This is a genomic window from Arthrobacter sp. C2 (assembly GCA_024207135.1).
In the GTDB taxonomy this organism is placed as follows: Bacteria; Actinomycetota; Actinomycetes; order Actinomycetales; family Micrococcaceae; genus Paeniglutamicibacter.
On record CP042428.1, the window covers coordinates 1,349,004 to 1,368,683 of the forward strand.

A 19,680-nucleotide genomic window follows, 5' to 3' on the forward strand; every position below is an offset into this window, starting at 1 on the left:
ACTCAGAGCCCCAGGGTTTCGGACTGGATACGGGTCAGCTCCGTGGTGCCCACCAGGGCGAGGTCAAGCAGGGAGTCGAGTTCGGCGCGCTTGAACGGCACGCCCTCGGCGGTGCCCTGCACCTCGACGAAGTCGCCGGTGCCGGTGACCACGACGTTCATGTCGGTCTCGGCGCGCACGTCCTCCTCGTAGGGCAAATCGAGCATCGGGACACCGTCGATGATGCCCACGGAGATCGCGGCCACCGAGTCGGTGAGCACGGTCGCGTTCTTCTTCACCAGCTTGTTCTCCTTGGCCCACTCGATGGCCTCGGCCAGCGCGACGTAGGCGCCGGTGATCGCCGCGGTGCGGGTGCCGCCGTCGGCCTGGAGCACGTCGCAGTCAAGCACGATGGTGTTCTCGCCCAGCGCCTTGGTGTCGATGACCGCGCGCAGCGAGCGGCCGATCAGCCGGGAGATCTCGTGGGTGCGCCCGCCGATCTTGCCCTTGACCGACTCGCGGCCGTTGCGGGTGTTGGTGGCCCGCGGCAGCATCGCGTACTCGGCGGTGACCCAGCCGGTGCCCTGGCCCTTGAGCCAGCGCGGCACGCCCTCGGTGAAGGAGGCGGTGCACAGCACCTTGGTGTTGCCGAATTCGATCAGGGCCGAGCCCTCGGCCTGCTTGGACCAGCCACGGGTAATGGTGATCTCACGGAGTTGGTCGACGCCGCGCCCGTCGGCGCGCACTGCTGCTGTGGTGGATGCTGAAGTCATGGCTTCAAGTCTAGTCGGCGCGTGGCCGGGGCCGGGCACGCCCGCGGCAGCGGAGCGCGCCCGCCGCCTCGCGGCTACCTGCGCGGGTTCCTGGTCTTGGTCCCGGGCCACTCCCGGTTCGGCGCCGAGCGCACGATGGACACCGGCGCGGTGGGCAGCGACTTCGGGGTGCCCAGCTGCGAGCCGGAGAACACCCCGTAGGTGACCCCGGAGACCGCCACGGCGATCCCGCCGTCGTAGGTCTCCTTGGCCTCGTTGACCACGGTGTTGATGTCGGTCCACACCGGGATGTGGGTCAGCAGCAGGCGCTCGACCCCGGCATCGGTGGCGGCCTGGCCGGCCCGCTTGCCGGTCAGGTGCACGCCGGTGATCCCGTCGTCGCGGCCCTCCTCGAAGGCTGCCTCGCAGAGGAACATGTCAGCTCCCTGCGCCGCCTCGATGAGTTCGGGGCAGGAGTCGGTGTCGCCCGAATAGGTCAGCACGCTGGTTTGCGGCGACCCGTCGGCGACCGGCTCGGTGGCCTCCACGCGCAGCGCGTAGGACTCCTCGATGGGGTGCAGCACCGGGTAGGGGGTGATGGAGAACGGGCCGATCTTCACCGGCTGGCGGGACTTCCAGTGCTGGAAGTCGTAGTCCGGGTGCATGCCCTCCTCCAGCGGCAGCCCGTAGGCGGTGGCCATCCGGTCGGCGGTGGCCGCCGGGCCGTGCACCAGCATCCGCTCGCGGCCCCAGCCGTTGGGGTCCCAGCGGATCGCCACGTGCATGCCGCACAGATCCATGCAGTGGTCCGGGTGCAGGTGGGAGATGAAGATCCCGTCCAGGTCCTTGATGTCGACGTAGCGCTGCAGCACGCCCAGCGCGCCGGAGCCCAAATCCAGCAGGATCTTCCAGTCGCGGGTCCCGTCGAACGCGGTGACCAGGTAGCAGGAGGCTGGCGACCCCGGGCCGGGGAACGAGCCGGTGCAGCCGATGATGGTCAGCTTCATGAGGCACTCGCTTTCGAAAGGGCCACCATCTGCGGGGTAACCATCGCAATGGAGCCGGTCGGGTAGTGGGCGGCCACGTTGTGGACCTGCTCGACCGCGAGGACCTCGGGGCCCAGGAAGCGTCGGGCCAGGATCTCAAAATTTGCCGCATCGCCGGTGGCGAGGAACTGGTGGGTGGGGGCCGCGTCGGCGGTGCGCGCCAGGTCGTGGCCCACCAGCGCGCGGTAGACGTCCTTCGCGGTCTCCTCGGCGCTGGAGACGAGGGTGACGTCCTCGCCCATGACGTAGGAAATCACCCCGGTGAGCAGCGGGTAGTGCGTGCAGCCCAGCACCAGCGTGTCCACGCCGGCGGCCTTGAGCGGGGCCAGGTATTCCTCGGCGGTGTCCATCAGCTCCTTGCCGGTGGTGATGCCGTTTTCGACGAACTCGACGAAGCGCGGGCAGGCCACCGAGGTGATGGAGTAGTGCGGGGCCGCGGCGAAGGCGTCCTCGTAGGCGCGCGAGCCGACCGTGGCCAGGGTGCCGATGACCCCGATCCTGCCGTTGCGGGTGGCGGAGACGGCGCGGCGGACCGCGGGCTGGATGACCTCGACCACGGGGATGCCGTAGCGGGCGGTGTAGCGTTCGCGGGCGTCGCGCAGCACCGCGGCGGAGGCGGAGTTGCAGGCGATGACCAGCAGCTTGACCCCGGCGTCGACCAGTTCGTCCATCACCCCCAGCGCATTGGCGCGGACCTCGGCAATGGGAAGCGGGCCGTAGGGCGAGTTCGCGGTGTCCCCGACGTACATCGTCGATTCCCCGGGAAGCTGGTCAATGATGGCGCGTGAAACGGTCAGGCCGCCGACCCCGGAGTCGAAGATCCCCAACGGGGCGTTTGCCCGGGGCCGCTCGGATGGTCGCTTATCGCTGGAGGACGCACTTGTCATGGTGTACGAAGCCTACGTGGTTTTGCGCGCGAACGGCCAGCACGCGCGACACACTGTATCCCAGCTCACAAGGACTTGAGCATGGCCTGCATCAGGGATTCCTGCAGCCAGGTGACGAAGTTGTAGACCAGTGCCAGGTATTCGTCGACGGTTTCGGCCTTCGACCAGTCGTCCTGCGCGTGGATCCGCTCGGCGTCTTCCTCGGTCGCCAGGCCCAGCCGCTGCGCCAGCACCAGGCGCACGTCGTTGACCGCGGCGGCGAAGCGCGGTGCGGTTTCGTCGGACAGCAGGATGGTTCCGGATTCCATCAGCAGTGCGGCCTCGCGCAGCGCCCCGATCTTGCGTTCGCGGATCCCGCGCTCGGAGAGCCTGCGGAATTCCAGCGACGCGGCTGCGTCGTCCGGATCCGCGTCCGGCAGCAGCCGCTTGGTGGCGGGGTCGGACGGGGGCGCGAAGTCCGCGCGGTGCGCGTGGGGGTCCAGCCCGACCATGGCCCACAGCGGATCCTCGTCCGCGGCGCGCTCCGGCTCGAGCAGGGTGATGACGTCCTGAAACAGGCCGCGGAGCAACTTGCGCTCGGCGGCTTCCAGGGAGGCGGAAATACCGCGCAGGGTGCTCTTGAATGCTCGTGCCACGGTTAGGCTGCGTCCGCCTTCGACAGGGTGGCCCACAGGCCGAAGCCATGCATCGCGGACACGTCGGCCTCGATCTTTTCGCGGTTCCCGGTGGCGACGACGCTGCGTCCCTCCTGGTGGACCTGCATCATCAGCTTCTCCGCCTTCGCCTCGGGGTACCCGAAGTAGGAGCGGAAGACGTAGCTGACGTAGCTCATCAGGTTGACCGGGTCGTTCCAGATGATCAGGAGGTAGGGCTGGTCCAGTTCGTGTGCTTGTGCCTGCTCCACGTGCTCAAGCACATCGGGCATCGCAGTCATGGTTGGCATACCTCCCATTCTACGACGGTGCGCCACCGAAGCGAACCGGATCGGTGCCGGCGCGTGCCGGGCCCTTCCCCCCTGCCCCGGGCGCCAAGCCCCACGCCCCGGAGCGCGCCGGGCCGACCCGAAGGCGGCAACGGGCCGATGCCGGGTCTAGAGTATCTACTAACGTTTGCACCGCCGTTGCCGGCCCATTCCGCCGCCACCTGCGGCGGGACGGGCCCCGGGACCAGGCTCCCGACGCCGGTGCGAACCGCCCGAGCACGCTTTCATCACCCCCGATACCCATCGCGAGGAGCCCAACGGCCATGTGGCAGCAGCCCACCTCACTGTTCACCGACCACTACGAATTGACGATGCTGCAGGCCTCCCTGCACTCCGGTGCCGCGCACCGCCCCAGCGTCTTCGAGGCCTTCGCCCGCCGTCTGCCCGAGGGCCGGCGCTACGGCGTGCTGGCCGGCACCGGCCGCATCCTGGAAGGCATCAAGGAGTTCCGCTTCGGCGACGAGCAGCTGCGTTTCCTCTCCGACACCAAGGTCGTGGACGCCGCCACGATCAAGTACCTGGAGGACTTCAAGTTCAGCGGAAACATCCACGGCTACGCCGAGGGGGAAATCTACTTCCCCTACTCGCCGGTGATGATCGTCGAGTCGACGTTCGCCGAGGCCTGCGTGCTGGAGACCTTCATCCTCTCCGCGCTGAACCACGACTCCGCCATTGCCTCCGCCGCCTCGCGCATGATCGCCTCGGCCGGCTCCCGCCCCTGCATCGAGATGGGCTCGCGGCGCACCCACGAGGAATCCGCCGTCGCCGCGGCACGCGCGGCGATCATCGCCGGGTTCGACTCGACCTCCAACCTCGAGGCCGGGCACCGCTACGGGATCAAGACCGTGGGCACCGCCGCCCACTCCTTCACGCTGCTGCACGACACCGAGCGCGCCGCCTTCGAGGCGCAGGTCGCCTCGATGGGCGTGGGCACGGCCCTGCTGGTCGACACCTACGACGTGGAGCAGGGCGTGCGCACCGCCGTGGAGGTGGCCGGCCCGGGCCTGGGCGCCGTGCGCCTGGATTCCGGGGACCTGGTCGAACAGGCCCGCTGGGTCCGCGTGCTGCTCGATGACCTGGGCAACGAGAACACCCGCATCATGGTCACCTCCGACCTCGACGAATACGCCATCGCCGCCCTCCAGTCGGCCCCGGTGGACGCCTACGGGGTGGGCACCTCGCTGGTCACCGGCTCCGGGCACCCGACCGCCTCGATGGTCTACAAGCTGGTCTCGCGCCACGACGACGCCGGAAACTACGTCGACGTCGCCAAGGCCGCGAAGAACAAGGTCTCGGTGGGCGGGCGCAAGTACGCGGTGCGCCGGCTCAACGAGCGCGGCCGGGCCACCGAGGAACTCATCGGCGTGGGCGAGGTGCCCGCAACGGATGCCAACGACCGCCCGCTGCTGGAACAATTCGTGGCCGGGGGCCGGATCGACGAGGCCTTCACCGGCGCCGCCGGGGTGCGCCGCGCCGCGAAGCGCCACCGCGACTCGATCCTGGAGATGCCCGGCAGCTCGCGGCGGCTGCAGCGCGGCGAACCGGTGATCCCCACACGTTTCATCGACGAAAACTGACCACGAGGAGAAGCACACCATGAGCGAACCAAGCAGCACACCGGAAAACGCCTCGACGCGTGCCCTGATCATCGTCGATGTGCAGAACGACTTTTGCGAGGGTGGCTCGCTGGCCGTGGCCGGCGGGGCCGCGGTGGCAACGGCCATCGCCGAGCTGGTGGCCGCGCGGCACGAGAGCTACGCGGTGCTCGTCGCCACCCAGGACTGGCACATCGACCCGGGAAGCCACTTTTCCGAGGCACCCGACTACATCGACTCCTGGCCCGTGCACTGCGTGGCGGAAACCGCCGGGGCTGCGTTGCACCCCAACCTCGCCCCGGCCACGGCCCACCTGGACGCGGCGTTCCGCAAGGGCCGCTTCACCGCGGCCTATTCCGGCTTCGAGGGCCGGATGGCCCTCGAGGGTGCGGCGGTGGAGGACGAGTCCGGGCCGTTGCTGGGCGACTGGCTGCGCGAGCGGGGCATCACGTCCCTGGACGTGGCAGGGATCGCCACCGACCACTGCGTGCGGGCCACGGCGCTGGACGCCCGCACCCAGGGTTTCGAGACCACCGTCATCGCCCCGCTCACCGCAGCGGTGCACCCGCAGAACAACGACGCGGTCTTCGAGCAGCTGCGGGCCGCGGGAGTGACCGTGCTGACCCTCGGCTGACCGGCCCCCTGCCCAAGGAGGCGCGGTGCCTGCCCGGGATGCGAACTGCTCCCAAGCCAGGCACCGCGCCTTTGTCGTTCCCCGCGCCGCATGTCCCCCGCACGGCGGCGGGGAGGCGGGCGGCTACTTCTTGCCGATGAACCAGCCCTGCAGCTTGTCCAGCCGCGTCTGCAGCTGCTCGGCGTTGGCCTGGGCCACCGCGGGCCCGCCGCAGACCTCGCGCAGCTTGGTGTGGATGACCCCGTGCGGGGTCCCGGTGCGCGCGCTCCACGCCGAGACGTTCTTCGAGAGCGTCGAGCGCATCTCCATCAGCGCCCGGTGGTCCATGACCGGGGCCTCGGCGCTCTCCTCGTGCGCCTTGCGCACCTTGCGCCGCGAAACCTGCTCGGCCTGGCGCTGGCGCAGCAGCACGCCCACCTGGTCGGCGTCCAGCAGCCCCGGGATGCCCAGGAAGTCCTGTTCCTCCTCCGAGCCCACGGCGCCGCCGGTGCCGAACTCGCCGCCGTCAAAGAGCACCCGGTCGAAGGAGGCGTCGGAGTTCAGCGCCTCGAACTTCTGCTTGTTCAGCTCGTCGCTGGCCTTTTCCTCGCGGTTGGCCGCGGCGACCAGCTCGTCCTCGGGGTTGTAGTCCGGGTCCTGGAAGTGCTTCTCCGGGCGGTCCAGCGCGTGGTCCCGCTCGGTCTCCATCTCGTTGGCCAGGGCCATGAGCACCGGCACCGAGGGCAGGAAGATCGAGGCGACCTCCCCGCGCTTTCGGCTGCGCACGTAGCGGCCGATGGCCTGGGCGAAGAACAGCGGGGTGGAGGTCGAGGTGGCGTAGACGCCCACGCAAAGCCGGGGCACGTCCACGCCCTCGGACACCATGCGCACCGCGACCATCCAGCGCGAGTCCCCGGCGGAGAACTCGTCGATCTTCTTCGAGGCGCCGGCATCGTCGGAGAGGATCACGGTGACCTTCTCGCCGCAGATCTTCTCCAGCTGCTCGGCGTAGCCGCGCGCGTCCTCGTGGTCGGTGGCGATCACCAGGGCGCCGGCGTCGGGGACGGTACGGCGGACCTGGGTCAGCCGCTTGTCGGCGGCCTGGAGCACCGAGGGGATCCAGTCTCCTGCCGCATCCAGCGCCGTGCGCCAGGCGTGGGCGGTGATGTCCTTGGTGAAGCCCTCGCCGAGCTGGGCCTCCATCTCCTCGCCGCCGCTGGTCTTCCAGCGCATGTTCCCGGAGTAGGCCATGAACAGCACCGGGCGCACCACGTGGTCGCGCAGCGCCTGGCCGTAGCCGTAGGTGTAGTCGGCCTTCGAGCGGCGGATGCCGTCGGGACCCTCGGCGTATTCGACGAAGGGGATCGCGGCGGTGTCGGAACGGAAGGGGGTTCCGGTCAGCGCCAGGCGGCGCAGCGCGGGCTCGAAGGCCTCGCGGATGCCGTCTCCCCAGGACAGGGCGTCGCCGCCGTGGTGGATCTCGTCGAGGATCACCAGGGTGCGGGCCGCCTCGACCTTGGCCCGGTGCAGCATCGGCTTGGAGGCGACCTGGGCGTAGGTGACCACGACGCCGATGTAGTCAGCGCCGTGGCGTCCGTCGGAGTTCTTGAAGTTCGGGTCAAGGGCCAGGCCCACGCGCCCCGCGGCGTCGGCCCACTGCTTCTTGAGGTGGTCGGTGGGGGCGACCACGATGATGCGGTTGATGGTCTTCGCGTCGACCAGCACCTTGGCCAGGCGCAGCGCGAAGGTGGTCTTGCCGGCGCCGGGCGTTGCCACGGCCATGAAGTCGCGCGGGTTGTCGGTGAAGTACTTGTCCAGCGCCTCGGCCTGCCACGCACGCAGCTTCGGTCCGGTGCCCCAGGCCGCCCGTTCCGGGTAGGCGGGAGGAAGCCGGTCCTCCATGGGCAGCTTGTCTGCAAGTGAGAACAAGGTATCGGTCATGCATACACCTCCACGGCGCTAAAAATCTTCCCTGCCAGGGCGCGTGCCGGCGCGCCCGGGCGGGTTCGGGTCAAGACGTGTTGCGTGGAAGGAACTACTTCTTGCCCTTGTCGCCGCCGCCGGTGAGGCCCTCGTAGATTTCCTTGCACTCGGGGCACACGGGGAACTTCTGCGGGTCGCGGCCAGGAATCCAGACCTTCCCGCACAGGGCGATCACGGGGTCCCCGGAGAGCGCCGACTCCATGATCTTTTCCTTGCGCACATAGTGCGCAAAGCGTTCGTGGTCCCCGGCCTCGACTTCCTGGGCCGCTTCGGTGCGCTCGATGGTGGTGGCACCGCCGCCGGAGGTGGTGCGGGGATCATTGCGGAACGGATCAAGGGGCATGCTCATGTCCTCCAGTCTAACAAGCTAATCCCCCGGGTCGGTCGAACCCGGGGGTCCGCGGCGCATCGCGTGGGGCACATCAGCGGTTGGCCGCGACCGCCTGCATCAGCTCCGGGGCCCGGGCGTCGAGCCAGCGCCCGCCGAGGCGGATTCCGGCCACCAGCAGCACCGCGCCCTCCACCACGCCCACCGCCAGGGCGAGCCAGCCGAAGAGCGCGTGGTGCGTGAGCACCTGGGCCACCAGCAGACCCAGGGCCGGCAGCAGCAGCACGGACATGATCGCGAACGTCGCCAATTGCACCACGGCCATCCGCGCCCCGGCACCCGGTGGCGTCTTGAACGGGCTCTCCCCCGGCAGCGGGACCGCGTAGGTGAAGCGTGCCGAGGCCACCGAGGCCACGCCGAACCCGGACAGCAGCCCGCACAGCGAGATCCCCAGGATCGCCGGCAGCAGGTCCGTGCGGCCCAGGAACACCGGCGGCAGGATCGCGGCCAGCAGCGTCACCGGCAGCGCGAACACGGCGCAGGCCAGCACGCGCCCGGCCCGGTCGTCCACCCCGCGCACCCCGGTGAGCACGTGCAGCGAGAACGCGGTGGAGTCGTAGGAGACGTCGGCGGAGATCGCGAACGCCATCAGGATCCCCAGCAGCGGCCCCAGCACCAGCATCAGCTGCGGGTTCCCGGAGTTGGTGGAGGTGAACCAGATCAACACCGGCATCAGCGGGACGACCACGATGGAGGCGGCGTAGCGGGGGTCCTTGAGCCAATAGGTCAGGGCGCGGGCGGCCACCGCGCCGCGCGGGGTGGCCGGGAAGATGCCGAAGGCGCCCATGCCCACGGGCTTGGAGCCGGTGTGCGGCGCCAGCGGGTTTTCCATGGACTTGTGCAGCCCGCGCTCCCACGCCCAGAGCACCGCGCCCAGGTACGCCAGTCCCAGGACCAGGCGCGCCGCGCCCAGCCCCCAGGCCCCGGCGGCCAGGTCCCCGGGAAGCGCGGCGAAGACGCCCAGCGGGGTGAAGCCCAGCACCGCGGCCAGGCGCGGCAGCCAGTCCAGCACCGATTCGATGCCCTCGGCCGCGGTGCCGATGATCGGGCCCAGCAGGATCAGCGGGATGATCGCGATGATCCCGGCGACGTCGCGGAAGCGCCGCGAACCGGTCAGCCGGGCCATCGAGGTGGTGGTCAGCCGCGCCAGGGCCAGGCACATCAAGGCGCCGGCCACGCCCCCGGCCAGCGCCGCGAGCAGGGCCAACGGATCGCGGCGCCAGGCCAGGAGCTGCCCGCCGAGCAGCAGCAGCGTCAGCAGCCCCGGGACGCCGATGAAGCCCGAGAGCAGCAGGCCCGTGGCCAGCTTGGGCCGGGAGATCGTGAAGGTGGTGAAGCGTGCCGGGTCCAGGGTCAGATCGACGCCGAAGGCCACCAGCGGCACGATCGCCCAGCCCAGGGTGATCAGCGAGACCGCGCAGATGAGGATGGTGTTGGCCAGCGCGGTGTCCGCGTCGGCCAGCAGGGCCGTGCCGGCGACGGCGAAGACGACCATGCCCAGCCCGTAGAGGCCGCCGATGCACACGCCCACCAGCTGCCAGGGGCTGCGCCGGAAGGAGTTGCGCAGCAGCGCCAGCTTCAACCTCAGGAGGTGTGCAACCATGACAGGCCCTCGCTGTTCCCGCGCCCGCCGACCAATTGCACGAAGCGTTCCTCCAGGGAGACGCCGCCGCGCACCGCATCCACGGTGCCGGCGGCCAGCAGGTTGCCCTCGGCGATGACAGCCACGTGGCTGCACATGCGCTGGACCAGGTCCATGACGTGCGAGGAGACGATCACGGTGCCGCCGTGGGCGACGTAGTCCGCAAGGATCTCGCGGATGTTGGCCGCGGAGACCGGGTCCACGGCCTCGAAGGGCTCGTCGAGCACCAGCACCCGCGGGGAGTGGATCAGCGCCGTGGCCAGGGCGATCTTCTTGGTCATGCCCGCGGAGTAGTCCACGACCAGCTTGGCCCCGGCGTCCTGCAGGTCAAGCACGCGCAGCAGGTCCTCGGTGCGCTCGGCGACCGTGTCGCGGTCCATGCCGCGCAGCAGGCCGGAGTAGGTGACCAGCTGGCGCCCGGAGAGCCGGTCGAAGAGCCGCACCCCGTCGGCCAGCACGCCCATGGCGGCCTTGGCCTTCAGCGGTTCGGCCCAGACGTCGATGCCGGCCAGCCATGCCTGTCCGGCGTCGGGGCGCAGCAGTCCGGTGGCCATGGACAGCGTGGTGGTCTTGCCGGCGCCGTTGGGCCCGACCAGGCCGAAGAACGACCCGGCGGGGACGTCGAGGGAGATGCCGTTGACCGCGACCTTGTCGCCGAAGCGCTTGCCCAGCGATCGGATCGACAGGGCCGGGGTGCCGGGTTCCGCAGTGGAGTTGCTCATGGAATCGAAATTAGCAGTCGGCACGTGGTTTTGCCGTCATCCCTGCGGACTAATCCCGCCGAAGGTGCCGCCCCCGGGGATGACGGGCCTGGAATTTCGCCCGCCGGGGCCCGCTGCCCTGCTGGCCGGCGGGACGAAAAAGGGAGTGCCCACCGCGGACCCGGACGGGTTCGCGAAAGACACTCCCTGCTCGCCGAGCCGGGTCCGCGGGCGGCAGCGCGCGGGACCGGCTCGGCAAGGGATCCTAGAACAGGACGCGGGCCAGCTTCTGGCGCGAGGCAACCACGCGCTCGTCGGCCACCCCGACCACCGAGTACAGCTCGACCAAGCGGGCCCGGGCGGCCTCCTTCTCCTCGCCCGCGTGTCGGCCGATGAAGCCCACCAGCCGGGAGAAGGCGTCCTCGACGTGCCCGCCAATCAGGTCCATGTCGGCAACGTCCAGCTGCGCGGCCAGGTCGTCGGGGTTCGCTGCCCCTGCGGCACGCACCGCGGCCAGGTCCTTGTCCTGGGTGCGCATCAGCAGGCGCACCTGGTTCAGGCCGATGGCCGCGTCGTTGTCGTTGGGCTTCTCGTTCAGCGCCTGCTTGTAGGCGTTTTCCGCCGTCGGCAGGTCGCCGGATTCGATGGCGTCCAGCGCCGCCTGGTGCAGCGGCGGCAGCGGGGCCGGCGCGGTTGCGGCAGCGGTGGTGCCCAGCGGCGCGATGGTCCCGGCGACGCCGTGCTGGACACCCAGGCCCAGCAATTCCTCGATCAGCGACTGGATCTGCTGGACGTCGGCGCTGCCCTGGAACAGCGGCACCGGCTGGCCGTTGACCAGCGCGATGACCGCGGGCACCTGCGTGACCTGGAAGGCCTGGGCGATGGCGGGCTCGGCCTCCGCGTCCACGGTGGCCAGCGCGAGCGTTCCGCCCTTCGCGTCGACCAGCGAGGCGAGTGTCGCATCGAGCTGGACCGAGGCCGGGGAACGCGGGCTGCCCAGCGAGACGATCACCGGAACCTGTTGCGAGAGCGCAACGATTTCCGGGAAGAGTTCCTGGTTGACGGAGCGCACCCAGGTCGGGGCGCCGGCGTCCGCCGTGCCGGTGACCGGCTCCGGGTGGGGCGTCTTGAAGGCTGCCAGATCAATGGCGCCGCGCGAGGAGGGTGCAGTGGGTTCAGGCATGCTGGTGGTCATTCCTCTACTTTAGGCCGCTTGGCGCCCGGGTGGAAAACCCGTCCGCTTCCCGCTGACAAGCACACCGGCGCGGCGGGTCCCGGGGGCGGGGGCGCGGGACGATGCCGGGACCGGCTCCGGCGCCCCGCGGGGAGGGCGCGGAGGGGGCGGGCCACGCCAAATCCACCCGGGCCGCGCCGGTGGCATATCCTAGTGATTGGAAATCTCCCGCTGCACCGATCCCTGCCTCCAGGCACATCCCGACGGCAGCGTGGCAGCCCAGTTGCGGACGGGACGGCCCGTTCGATCGATCGAACACGGGGACGGCCCCGTGGAATAGGGTCCATCCCGTGGTTTCCCCCACTGCACGCTCCATCCTCACACGCCCCGCCATCGTGCGCCTCGCCGTCGGCTGGGGCGCCGTCCTCGGCCTGCTCCTGGCCGGCCCCCTGCTGGAACCGCCTGTTTCCGCGCCGCTGCTGGTCGGCGCGCTGGTCCTGATCATCGGCGTCATCCTGCTGTGCTCCTTCGGGGTGGTCCACGAGGCCGAACACCTGGCCCGCCGGCTGGGCGATCCCTACGGGTCCCTGGTCCTGACGCTTTCGATCGTGCTGATCGAGGTGGTGCTGATTTCCGCCGTGATGCTCGGGCCCGGCGAGCACGCCACCATCGCCCGGGACTCGGTGATGGCGGTGTCGATGATCATCCTCAACGCCGTGATCGGGCTCTCCCTGCTGGCCGGGGGCCTCGAGCACGGCGGGCTGGGGCACAACCGCACCGGCACCTCCGCCTACCTGGGGATGCTCATCGTCCTGGCCTCGCTGGCCTTCGTCCTGCCGGCACTGATCGGGAAGGCCGGCGCCTACACCCGGGGGCAGGAAATCCCCATCATCGTGCTGGCCCTGGGCCTGTACGGCTTCTTCCTGGTCCGGCAGATGGGCCGTCAGGCCGATGACTTCCGGGAAGTCGATCCGCGCGCGGCCCCGCCCGCCGACTCGCCGGCCGCCGCGGGCCCCGCGGCGGAGCGCCAATCGATCACCGCCGTCATTGCCGGGCACCGCACCGAGCTCGGGCTGCGACTGGGCCTGCTGGTCGTCACGGTCCTGCCGATCGTGCTGCTCTCGCACGACATGGCCACGCTGCTGGACGACGGGCTGGGCCGGGTCGGTGCGCCGGTGGCCCTGTCGGGCATCCTCATCGCCATGATCGTCTTCCTGCCCGAGTCGATCACCTCGGTGCGCGCGGCCCTGAACGGGGAGATCCAGCGGGTCAGCAACCTCTGCCACGGGGCCCTGGTCTCCACGGTCGGCCTGACCATTCCCGCGGTCCTGGTCATCGGCTTGCTCACCGGCCAGGCGGTCGTGCTGGCCGAAACCCCGGTCAACCTCATGCTGCTGGGCGTGACGTTGCTGCTGTCGGTGTCGACCTTTGCGGCCAAGCAGGTCACCGCGATGCACGGGGCCGCGCACCTGGTGCTCTTTGCCGTCTACGGCATCGCCGTATTCTCCTAAGGCGCCCCCGCCGGCTCCCGCGTCCTGGTTCACCGGGCCGGGGCCGGAAGGGTCCGGCAATCCGGGGGCGACGGACGCCGGCACGCAAAAAGGCGCGGTGCCGCCTAGCACGGGATCCGTTACCCCGTGCCGGTGGCACCGCGCCTTGCATGGAGGGACCCACAGGTCCCCCCGCTCCCCCGCCGAAGGGGGCTTGTGGCTACTTCAGCAGTTTCGCCCCCTTGGTGATGACCTCGGCGGCGACCACCGAGACCTTGTCCTTGGAGTCGGCGGCCGGGATGTAGATGAGCATCGGCTCGCCGTAGGTGATCTCGATGCCCTTCTTGGTTTCCTTTGCGTCGACGATCGTGGCGGTGGTGTCGTCCAGGCCGATGGTGCCGCCGGTTTCCTTGGGCTTCGCGGTGGTCGTGGCGGTGAAGTTGCCCGAGACCAGCGCCCCTCCGTCCGGGGTCGCCAACACGACGGTGTCCTTGGCGTTCACCTGGCGCTTGAAGGTGATCTTGGCGTCCTTGTTGGCCTTGACCAGAGCGTTCTGGTCCTTGGCGTTGAGCGTCAGGAACGCGTTCTTGGCGAACTTGTCCGCGTCCTTGGACTTCTCGTTGTCCATGAGCCCGGCCAGGCGCTCAAGCGCCGACTTCGGGGTCATTTCCAGGCCCTCGGCGTTGTCCTTGAGCAGCTTCACGGACTGGTCCCCCACGGCGATCCCGGGGAACGTCGAACCGGGCAGCATCGGGGTGGCGAAGGCGACCTTGTAGTTGTCCCGCGGCCCCGCCTGGGTCAGCGTGATGGCGGTGGGGATGGTGGAAGCGCCGGAGTCCTTCGCGGTGACGACCATCAGCGAACGCGGGAAGTGGGCACCGTCGTCGGTCGGCACGGCGGCCGAGCGGATGACGGTGGTGTCGATGGCCGAGGGGCCGTCGAGCTTGACCTTGTCGTTGCGGAGCTTGTAGTTCTGGCCGCGCAGCGTCTTCAGGGCGCCGGTGGTGCGGTCCTCGAGGTCCTTGGCGTTCTTGGACTTGTCGGCCTTGGCCACGGAGCTGGAAACCTCGGAAAGGATGCGCTCGAGCTGGGCCTGCAGCACCACCGGGAAGACCTTCTCGGCGTCCTGGACGGTGCCCTCGGCCGGGGAGGACGACGGGCTTGCGGCCAGCGCCGGCACGGAGGGAACCAGCGCCAGGGCCAGGATCGAGGCGGTCGCAACGACCTTGGCCACGGTGTTCGGCCCGCTCTTCCCCGGGGGCGTGGTCGGGAGCGAACCGGTCTGCGGGGCACCGGCACGGTCGGCGGCGCGGCGTCCTCCGCCGGTGGAGCCCCCGCGCGGCGTGGCGCGCACGGCGGCCAGCGCAATCCCGGCGACCAGCAGCAGGGCTCCGATGATGATCAGCGGCATGGAGTAGGGGGTGGCGGTGTCGCCGGGCCAGGTCACCGAGATGTCGGTGGGTGCAGCGGCCTTGCCGTCGGCTGCCAGCAGCAGCGTCCAGGAGCCCTCGTCGGGGTCCGTCCAGCGGTAGGTCATGGTCTTGTCGGCGTTCTCGGTGGCCTGGAACAGGTCCGCGCCGGCCGGATTCGGGACCTCGGCCTCGCCGGTTTCCGACGTGGATTCAAGCACGGTGTCGGCGGTGTTGATGCCGGAGATGGTGGTGTGTGCGGCCTTGCCGACCCACGCCTGTGCATCGGCGGATCGCACCAGGGAGGCGCTGAACTTGCCCTCGGCCTTGATGGTGATCTCCGTGGGGTGCCCGGCAACGGTTCCGATGCCGGATTCGAGCAACGTCACCGGCGCAGCCGCAGGGGCTTCGGCAAGGTGGGCGGTCAGCGTCTCGGGCGGGGCCCAGACGGTACGCTGGCCGATCCCCACCACCAGGGCTGCAAGCCCAAGAATGATAGCGATCGCTGATAAGATCTTTCGCACAATTACACCTAACGGATGGGGAGTCGAGATTCGGCCTCGGGCTGCCGCCCCGCGTCGTGGACTAAGGGTGGCACGCCATAAGTCTAACGAGTTGTTCCGCATCCGGGTTCCTTGATGTGGGTAGCACCACGCTGCGCACCGGTGAGGCATCGGCCACCATTTGCCGCATCCGACATCGGGGCCCAATGCCGACAAGAACCCGCCCCGGGTATTAAGCTCGGGGTTGTGACTACTCAAGACGGGGACGACGCAGTGCCTCCGGAAGCAACCGGCGGCCACGGGACCGCGCCCGGAGCCGACGGCCCCCAATCCCCGGGAACCCCGGGCACCGGGGACGTTTCCCGGGACGACACCCCGATTCAGGCACCGCCGGCGGGCCCGCGGCGGTGGTGGCGCCGTCTGCTGGGCACCGCGCAGCAGACGCTCGATGCCCGGATCAAGCCGCCGGCGAACTTCGGTTTCCCCCCCGAGCCGAAGCACGAGGCAGGCACGGGCATTCCGGGGGCGGATGTTTCCCCGGCCACCAACCCGATCGCCTTCGGATTCCTGTTCACGGTCGGCGTGGGACTGGCCCTGCTGGGCTTCTTCCTGCTGACCAACGTGGGTTCGCTGGTCATCTGGATCGCCATCGCCCTGTTCATTGCCCTGGGACTGGACCCGGTCGTGCGCTTCCTGGTGTCGCACGGGACCTCGCGGACCGTCGGGGTGCTGGTCACGATGCTGGCCCTGCTGGGCGTGGCCGCCGGGTTCATCGGCAGCATCATCCCCACACTCACCTCGCAGACGGCCCAGTTCATCGAGCGCGCCCCAAAGCTGGTCGACGACTTCCTGAAGTCCGAGCTTTTTGTCACCCTCGATGCGCAGTACCACGTCTCGGACCGAATCAGCCAGGAGATCGGGAAGTTCTTCTCCGACACCGGTGCCGTGGGCGGGATCTTCGGCGGCGTGCTGGGCGTGGGCAGCGTCATCGCCCAGGGCATGTTCGGCGTGCTGATCGTGCTGGTGCTGGCCATCTACTTCCTGGCCTCGCTGCCGGCGATGAAGTCCTTCTTCTACCGCATGGCCCCGCGCTCGCGCCGGGCACGGGTCGAGGAGCTGGGCGACACCATCACCCGGTCGGTGGGCAACTACGTCATGGGCCAGGCGTTCGTGGCACTGCTCAATGCCACCGTTGCACTGATCCTGATGAGCATCCTCGGGGTGCCCTTTGCCGCGCTGCTGACCCTGCTCGTTGCCATGCTGGCGTTCATCCCGCTGGTCGGCGCGGTGATCGCAGGAATCCTGGTGTCCCTGATCTCGCTGACCCTGGGGTGGCAGACCACCGCCATCTACGCGATCTGCTACTTCGGGTACCTGCAGATCGAGGCGTACTTCGTCTCCCCGCGCGTGATGCAGAAGGCCGTCTCGGTCCCCGGGGCGGTGGCAGTGATCTCGGTGATCGCCGGCGGCTCGCTGCTGGGGGTCATCGGCGCACTGATGGCGATTCCCCTGGCCGCGGCGATCATGCTGATCCTGCGCGAGGTCTTCATCGCCCGCCAGGACAACCGCTAGGGTCTTCCGGGCCCGCCGGCCGCCGGCGCCGGCCTAGTACCGGTAGGAGCGTGATTCCCAGCACTTGGGGTGCCAATGGCGCCGCGCCGCGGCCGAGGCGTCGTCGCCGGACCAGTGGTCCGCCCGCCACGCCACCAGGTGCTCGGTCCCCGGGGAGATGAAGCGCCCGCAACCCGGGCACTTGTAGGTCTTGGACGCGCCGACGGCCGAAATCCGCCGCACGTGCCATTGCCCGTCCGGCGCGTCCTGCAGGCGCTGGACCCCGTAGCGCGCCTTTTCCAGCCAGGCGTCGTCGCCCGCGGCCTCGGGTCGGGTCCACTTGTTGACCCGGCCGGAACGGGGTGCGGGCGTGGAGGAACGAGAAGGTCGATTCGAGCGGGCCATGGTCCAATTCTGCCCCAGTTCCGTGGCGGGCCGTGCCCGCGGCGCACCCGCGGCCCGCCGCAGCCGGGCCCGGGGACGCGGCGAAACCCGGTAGAGTGCCTGTTGTGCGTTTAGTGATTGCCAAGTGTTCAGTTGATTACGAGGGCCGCCTTCGGGCCCACCTCCCCCTGGCGACCCGTCTGTTGATGGTCAAGGCCGACGGCTCCGTGCTGGTGCATTCCGACGGCGGCAGCTACAAGCCGCTGAACTGGATGAGCCCTCCGGCGGTGATGCGGGTCGTCGAGCCCGACGAGGAACAGGCCGCCGAGGGAGACATCGAACTCTGGCACGTCGCCCACCAGAAGTCCGACGACCGCCTGGTGGTCCACATCAAGGAGATCATCCACGACACCGAGCACAACCTCGGGATCGACCCCGGGCTGATCAAGGACGGGGCCGAGGCCGACCTGCAGCGCCTGCTGGCCGAGCAGATCGAGACCGTCGGCGTCGGCTACACGCTGATCCGCCGCGAGTACATGACAGCCATCGGCCCCGTGGACATCCTGGCACGCGACGCCGGCGGCGCCACCGTGGCCATCGAGCTCAAGCGCAATGGCGACATCGACGGCGTCGAACAGCTCACCCGCTACCTCGAGCTGCTCAACCGCGACCCGCTGCTCAAGCCGGTGCGCGGCATCTTCGCCGCCCAGAAGATCAAGCCACAGGCCCGCACGCTGGCCACCGACCGCGGCATCGATTGCCTGGTGTTGGACTACGACGCGATGCGCGGCGTCGACGACGTGGCAGCGCGGCTCTTCTAGGGACCCAGCGGCACCGCTTGACCCCGCCTTCGGGACCACATCCCTCGGCGGCGCCGGACCGGCTTGGCCCGGCCCGACAGGCGGGAGGCGCAACCTTGTGCCGCGGCTACCCCGGTACGCGGGCGCTCGGACCTAGAATGGGTCCATGACTTCCACCGACTCACCCGACCGTTACGCATTGACCGGACGACTGGTGTCCCCCGGCAGGGACATCACCAAGGGCATCATCGCCGTGGAGGGCAACCGGATTGCGTTCGCCGGCGACGTGCGCGAGTTCTCCTTCTTCGACGAAGCCGGCGCCTTTGAGCTGCGTGAAAGCCCCGAGGGAACCATCATCATCCCCGGCCTGATCGACCTGCATTGCCACGGCGCGGCCGGCGGCGATTTCCCCTCCGGGGACCGCGAGAAGATCGCCACCGCCATCGAGCACCTGCACCGCTCGGGCACCACCTCATTCTTGGCATCGCTGGTCACCGCATCGCGCGCCGACATGCTGGCCTCCGCCACCGTGCTGTCCGAGTTCGCCCAGCGCGGGGACATCGCCGGGATCCATGCGGAGGGGCCGTTCCTGTCCACCGTGCGCTGCGGCGCCCAGGACCCGGCATTCCTCTCCGACCCGGAACCGGACTTCGTCGATGAACTGATCGACGCCTCGGCCGGCCAGCTGCGCACCATGACCTACGCGCCGGAACTTCCCGGGGCCGACGCGCTCCTCGAGCAGCTGGTCTCCCAGGGAGTTGTCCCCTCCCTGGGACACACCGATGCCGATGCGTCCACCACCGCCGCCTCGCTGGCCCTGGCCCGCGAGGAACTGGCCAGCGCCGGTGTCGACGGCTTCACCGAGCGCCCCACCGTCACCCACCTGTTCAACGGGATGCCGCCGATGCACCACCGGGCACCCGGTCCGGTCGCTGCCTGCCTGGAAATGGCTGCCCAGGGCAAGATCATCGTCGAGCTCATCGCCGACGGCGTGCACCTCGACCCGGACATGGTCCGTGCCATGTTCAACCTGGTGGGGGCCGAGTCCATCGCGCTGGTCACGGACTCGATGGCAGCCACCGGACTGGCGGACGGCACCTACGAGCTGGGCCCGGCAGAAGTCATGGTGTCCAACGGGGAAGCCCGCCTGGCATCGAACGGATCGCTGGCCGGGGGTACCGCCAGCATGCTTGACGTCCTGCGCTTCACGGTGGCCGCAGGGGTGGATCTGCGCGACGCCCTCGTTTCCGCCACCAAGGTGCCGGCGAGCGTGCTGGGCCTGATCGACGAGGCCGGTCGGCTCCACCAGGGTTTTGCGGCGGACCTGCTGGTCCTGGACGCGGACCTGGTGCTGCAGCAGGTTGTCCGCAACGGCAAATACCTGCTCTGACGGTCCACCCCTTCCCCACGCGGCATCCGCCGGGCCCGGTGGTTGCCGGGTTCGGCCCGCTGCCGCACCAGCCGTGCCCTCCGGCCGAGCCTTGCAGCCCCCCAAGACCCCGCGACTCCCCCGGAACGACGGCACCGCTCTCCGCCGGCAGTCCTTATCACGGCTCCGGTCCGCGCGAGCCCGTATGAACTCTTTGCTTGCCATCTGAGTCCAAGGTATTGACCCAAGTCACACCATTGTGTGATGCTTGACTCAGTCTTTGTGTTGGTTAGTCATACCCGCCAAAGCAGTGCTGCGGGTGTGAAGTGACTGCGGCGGGGTTAAACCCACGCCAGTGATCTTCTCACTTGAGTACCACCCATGGCCGTTGCACGGTGCAGCGGCCAGATTTTCGCACTAAATGAGGAGATA

The 19,680-nt window shown here is 69.5% G+C and carries 18 protein-coding genes; 6 read left to right on the forward strand and 12 right to left on the reverse strand.

Annotated elements, in window-relative coordinates; translation table 11 throughout:
• Positions 1 to 2: 2 nt before the first annotated feature.
• The 5 genes from rph to clpS form a co-directional block, all read right to left on the reverse strand.
• Positions 3 to 752 carry a ribonuclease PH gene (gene rph / locus FPY90_RS06285; protein WP_498684545.1) on the reverse strand — a complete coding sequence of 250 codons (750 nt, stop codon included), beginning with the start codon at positions 750 to 752 and terminating at the stop codon, positions 3 to 5.
• Positions 753 to 826: 74 nt separating this feature from the next.
• The gene (locus FPY90_RS06290) at positions 827 to 1,738 is read right to left on the reverse strand and encodes an MBL fold metallo-hydrolase (protein WP_498684546.1); all 912 of its coding nucleotides are present in this window, start codon (positions 1,736 to 1,738) and stop codon (positions 827 to 829) included.
• Positions 1,735 to 2,664 carry a glutamate racemase gene (gene murI / locus FPY90_RS06295; protein WP_498684547.1) on the reverse strand — a complete coding sequence of 310 codons (930 nt, stop codon included), beginning with the start codon at positions 2,662 to 2,664 and terminating at the stop codon, positions 1,735 to 1,737. The genes FPY90_RS06290 and murI overlap by 4 nt, the downstream gene beginning before the upstream one ends.
• Positions 2,665 to 2,729: 65 nt before the next feature.
• Complete coding sequence (locus tag FPY90_RS06300) at positions 2,730 to 3,299, reverse strand: DUF2017 domain-containing protein (protein WP_498684548.1); 570 nt, start codon at positions 3,297 to 3,299, stop codon at positions 2,730 to 2,732.
• A gap of 2 nt (positions 3,300 to 3,301) precedes the next feature.
• The gene (gene clpS, locus FPY90_RS06305; RefSeq protein WP_071213262.1) at positions 3,302 to 3,598 is read right to left on the reverse strand and encodes an ATP-dependent Clp protease adapter ClpS; all 297 of its coding nucleotides are present in this window, start codon (positions 3,596 to 3,598) and stop codon (positions 3,302 to 3,304) included.
• A gap of 311 nt (positions 3,599 to 3,909) precedes the next feature.
• On the opposite strand from clpS, the gene FPY90_RS06310 reads away from it, so the two are divergent.
• Together FPY90_RS06310 and FPY90_RS06315 are read left to right on the forward strand one after the other, a co-directional pair.
• A complete protein-coding gene (locus FPY90_RS06310) occupies positions 3,910 to 5,223 on the forward strand; it encodes a nicotinate phosphoribosyltransferase (protein WP_139194678.1) in 1,314 nt (437 codons plus the stop codon).
• A gap of 19 nt (positions 5,224 to 5,242) precedes the next feature.
• Complete coding sequence (locus tag FPY90_RS06315; RefSeq protein WP_498684549.1) at positions 5,243 to 5,875, forward strand: isochorismatase family protein; 633 nt, start codon at positions 5,243 to 5,245, stop codon at positions 5,873 to 5,875.
• A 123-nt stretch (positions 5,876 to 5,998) separates the two neighbouring features.
• Here FPY90_RS06315 and FPY90_RS06320 read toward each other — a convergent pair whose 3' ends face one another.
• The 5 genes from FPY90_RS06320 to FPY90_RS06340 all read right to left on the reverse strand — a co-directional run bounded on the left by FPY90_RS06320 (position 5,999) and on the right by FPY90_RS06340 (position 11,751).
• Positions 5,999 to 7,795, reverse strand: coding sequence for a DEAD/DEAH box helicase (locus FPY90_RS06320; protein WP_498684550.1), 1,797 nt, complete (start codon positions 7,793 to 7,795; stop codon positions 5,999 to 6,001).
• A gap of 94 nt (positions 7,796 to 7,889) precedes the next feature.
• Positions 7,890 to 8,186 (reverse strand): DUF3039 domain-containing protein, encoded by a 297-nt coding sequence (locus tag FPY90_RS06325; RefSeq protein ID WP_071213173.1) that lies wholly within the window; start codon positions 8,184 to 8,186, stop codon positions 7,890 to 7,892.
• A 73-nt stretch (positions 8,187 to 8,259) separates the two neighbouring features.
• The gene (locus FPY90_RS06330) at positions 8,260 to 9,828 is read right to left on the reverse strand and encodes a transporter (RefSeq protein ID WP_071213172.1); all 1,569 of its coding nucleotides are present in this window, start codon (positions 9,826 to 9,828) and stop codon (positions 8,260 to 8,262) included.
• A complete protein-coding gene (locus FPY90_RS06335; protein ID WP_071213171.1) occupies positions 9,810 to 10,589 on the reverse strand; it encodes an ABC transporter ATP-binding protein in 780 nt (259 codons plus the stop codon). The genes FPY90_RS06330 and FPY90_RS06335 overlap by 19 nt, the downstream gene beginning before the upstream one ends.
• 244 nt (positions 10,590 to 10,833) lie before the next feature.
• Positions 10,834 to 11,751 (reverse strand): co-chaperone YbbN, encoded by a 918-nt coding sequence (locus FPY90_RS06340; protein WP_498684556.1) that lies wholly within the window; start codon positions 11,749 to 11,751, stop codon positions 10,834 to 10,836.
• A 341-nt stretch (positions 11,752 to 12,092) separates the two neighbouring features.
• On the opposite strand from FPY90_RS06340, the gene FPY90_RS06345 reads away from it, so the two are divergent.
• Positions 12,093 to 13,253: a calcium:cation antiporter gene (locus FPY90_RS06345; RefSeq protein WP_498684558.1), complete on the forward strand. Its 1,161-nt coding sequence runs from the start codon at positions 12,093 to 12,095 to the stop codon at positions 13,251 to 13,253.
• A gap of 199 nt (positions 13,254 to 13,452) precedes the next feature.
• Here the strand turns inward: FPY90_RS06345 and FPY90_RS06350 are convergent, their stop codons facing one another.
• Positions 13,453 to 15,165 (reverse strand): DUF8094 domain-containing protein, encoded by a 1,713-nt coding sequence (locus FPY90_RS06350; protein ID WP_498684561.1) that lies wholly within the window; start codon positions 15,163 to 15,165, stop codon positions 13,453 to 13,455.
• Between the two features lie 225 nt (positions 15,166 to 15,390).
• On the opposite strand from FPY90_RS06350, the gene FPY90_RS06355 reads away from it, so the two are divergent.
• The gene (locus FPY90_RS06355) at positions 15,391 to 16,716 is read left to right on the forward strand and encodes an AI-2E family transporter (protein ID WP_498684562.1); all 1,326 of its coding nucleotides are present in this window, start codon (positions 15,391 to 15,393) and stop codon (positions 16,714 to 16,716) included.
• Positions 16,717 to 16,749: 33 nt separating this feature from the next.
• Here the strand turns inward: FPY90_RS06355 and FPY90_RS06360 are convergent, their stop codons facing one another.
• Positions 16,750 to 17,100, reverse strand: a complete 351-nt coding sequence (locus FPY90_RS06360; RefSeq protein ID WP_071213167.1) for an Rv1322 family protein — start codon at positions 17,098 to 17,100, stop codon at positions 16,750 to 16,752.
• 104 nt (positions 17,101 to 17,204) lie between these two features.
• Here FPY90_RS06360 and nucS point away from each other — a divergent pair, with 104 nt between their 5' ends.
• The gene (nucS, locus tag FPY90_RS06365; protein ID WP_498684563.1) at positions 17,205 to 17,900 is read left to right on the forward strand and encodes an endonuclease NucS; all 696 of its coding nucleotides are present in this window, start codon (positions 17,205 to 17,207) and stop codon (positions 17,898 to 17,900) included.
• A gap of 145 nt (positions 17,901 to 18,045) precedes the next feature.
• Complete coding sequence (locus FPY90_RS06370; protein ID WP_498684565.1) at positions 18,046 to 19,269, forward strand: N-acetylglucosamine-6-phosphate deacetylase; 1,224 nt, start codon at positions 18,046 to 18,048, stop codon at positions 19,267 to 19,269.
• Positions 19,270 to 19,680: the final 411 nt, after the last annotated feature.

What these genes read in the sequence shown, in the direction of transcription:
- rph (WP_498684545.1), bottom strand. Translation starts at nt 752, where the DNA reads ATGACTTCAGCATCCACCACAGCAGCAGTGCGCGCCGACGGGCGCGGC.
- FPY90_RS06290 (WP_498684546.1), bottom strand. Translation starts at nt 1,738, where the DNA reads ATGAAGCTGACCATCATCGGCTGCACCGGCTCGTTCCCCGGCCCGGGG.
- murI (WP_498684547.1), bottom strand. Translation starts at nt 2,664, where the DNA reads ATGACAAGTGCGTCCTCCAGCGATAAGCGACCATCCGAGCGGCCCCGG.
- clpS (WP_071213262.1), bottom strand. Translation starts at nt 3,598, where the DNA reads ATGACTGCGATGCCCGATGTGCTTGAGCACGTGGAGCAGGCACAAGCA.
- FPY90_RS06310 (WP_139194678.1), top strand. Translation starts at nt 3,910, where the DNA reads ATGTGGCAGCAGCCCACCTCACTGTTCACCGACCACTACGAATTGACG.
- FPY90_RS06315 (WP_498684549.1), top strand. Translation starts at nt 5,243, where the DNA reads ATGAGCGAACCAAGCAGCACACCGGAAAACGCCTCGACGCGTGCCCTG.
- FPY90_RS06320 (WP_498684550.1), bottom strand. Translation starts at nt 7,795, where the DNA reads ATGACCGATACCTTGTTCTCACTTGCAGACAAGCTGCCCATGGAGGAC.
- FPY90_RS06325 (WP_071213173.1), bottom strand. Translation starts at nt 8,186, where the DNA reads ATGAGCATGCCCCTTGATCCGTTCCGCAATGATCCCCGCACCACCTCC.
- FPY90_RS06330 (WP_071213172.1), bottom strand. Translation starts at nt 9,828, where the DNA reads ATGGTTGCACACCTCCTGAGGTTGAAGCTGGCGCTGCTGCGCAACTCC.
- FPY90_RS06335 (WP_071213171.1), bottom strand. Translation starts at nt 10,589, where the DNA reads ATGAGCAACTCCACTGCGGAACCCGGCACCCCGGCCCTGTCGATCCGA.
- FPY90_RS06340 (WP_498684556.1), bottom strand. Translation starts at nt 11,751, where the DNA reads ATGCCTGAACCCACTGCACCCTCCTCGCGCGGCGCCATTGATCTGGCA.
- FPY90_RS06360 (WP_071213167.1), bottom strand. Translation starts at nt 17,100, where the DNA reads ATGGCCCGCTCGAATCGACCTTCTCGTTCCTCCACGCCCGCACCCCGT.
- FPY90_RS06370 (WP_498684565.1), top strand. Translation starts at nt 18,046, where the DNA reads ATGACTTCCACCGACTCACCCGACCGTTACGCATTGACCGGACGACTG.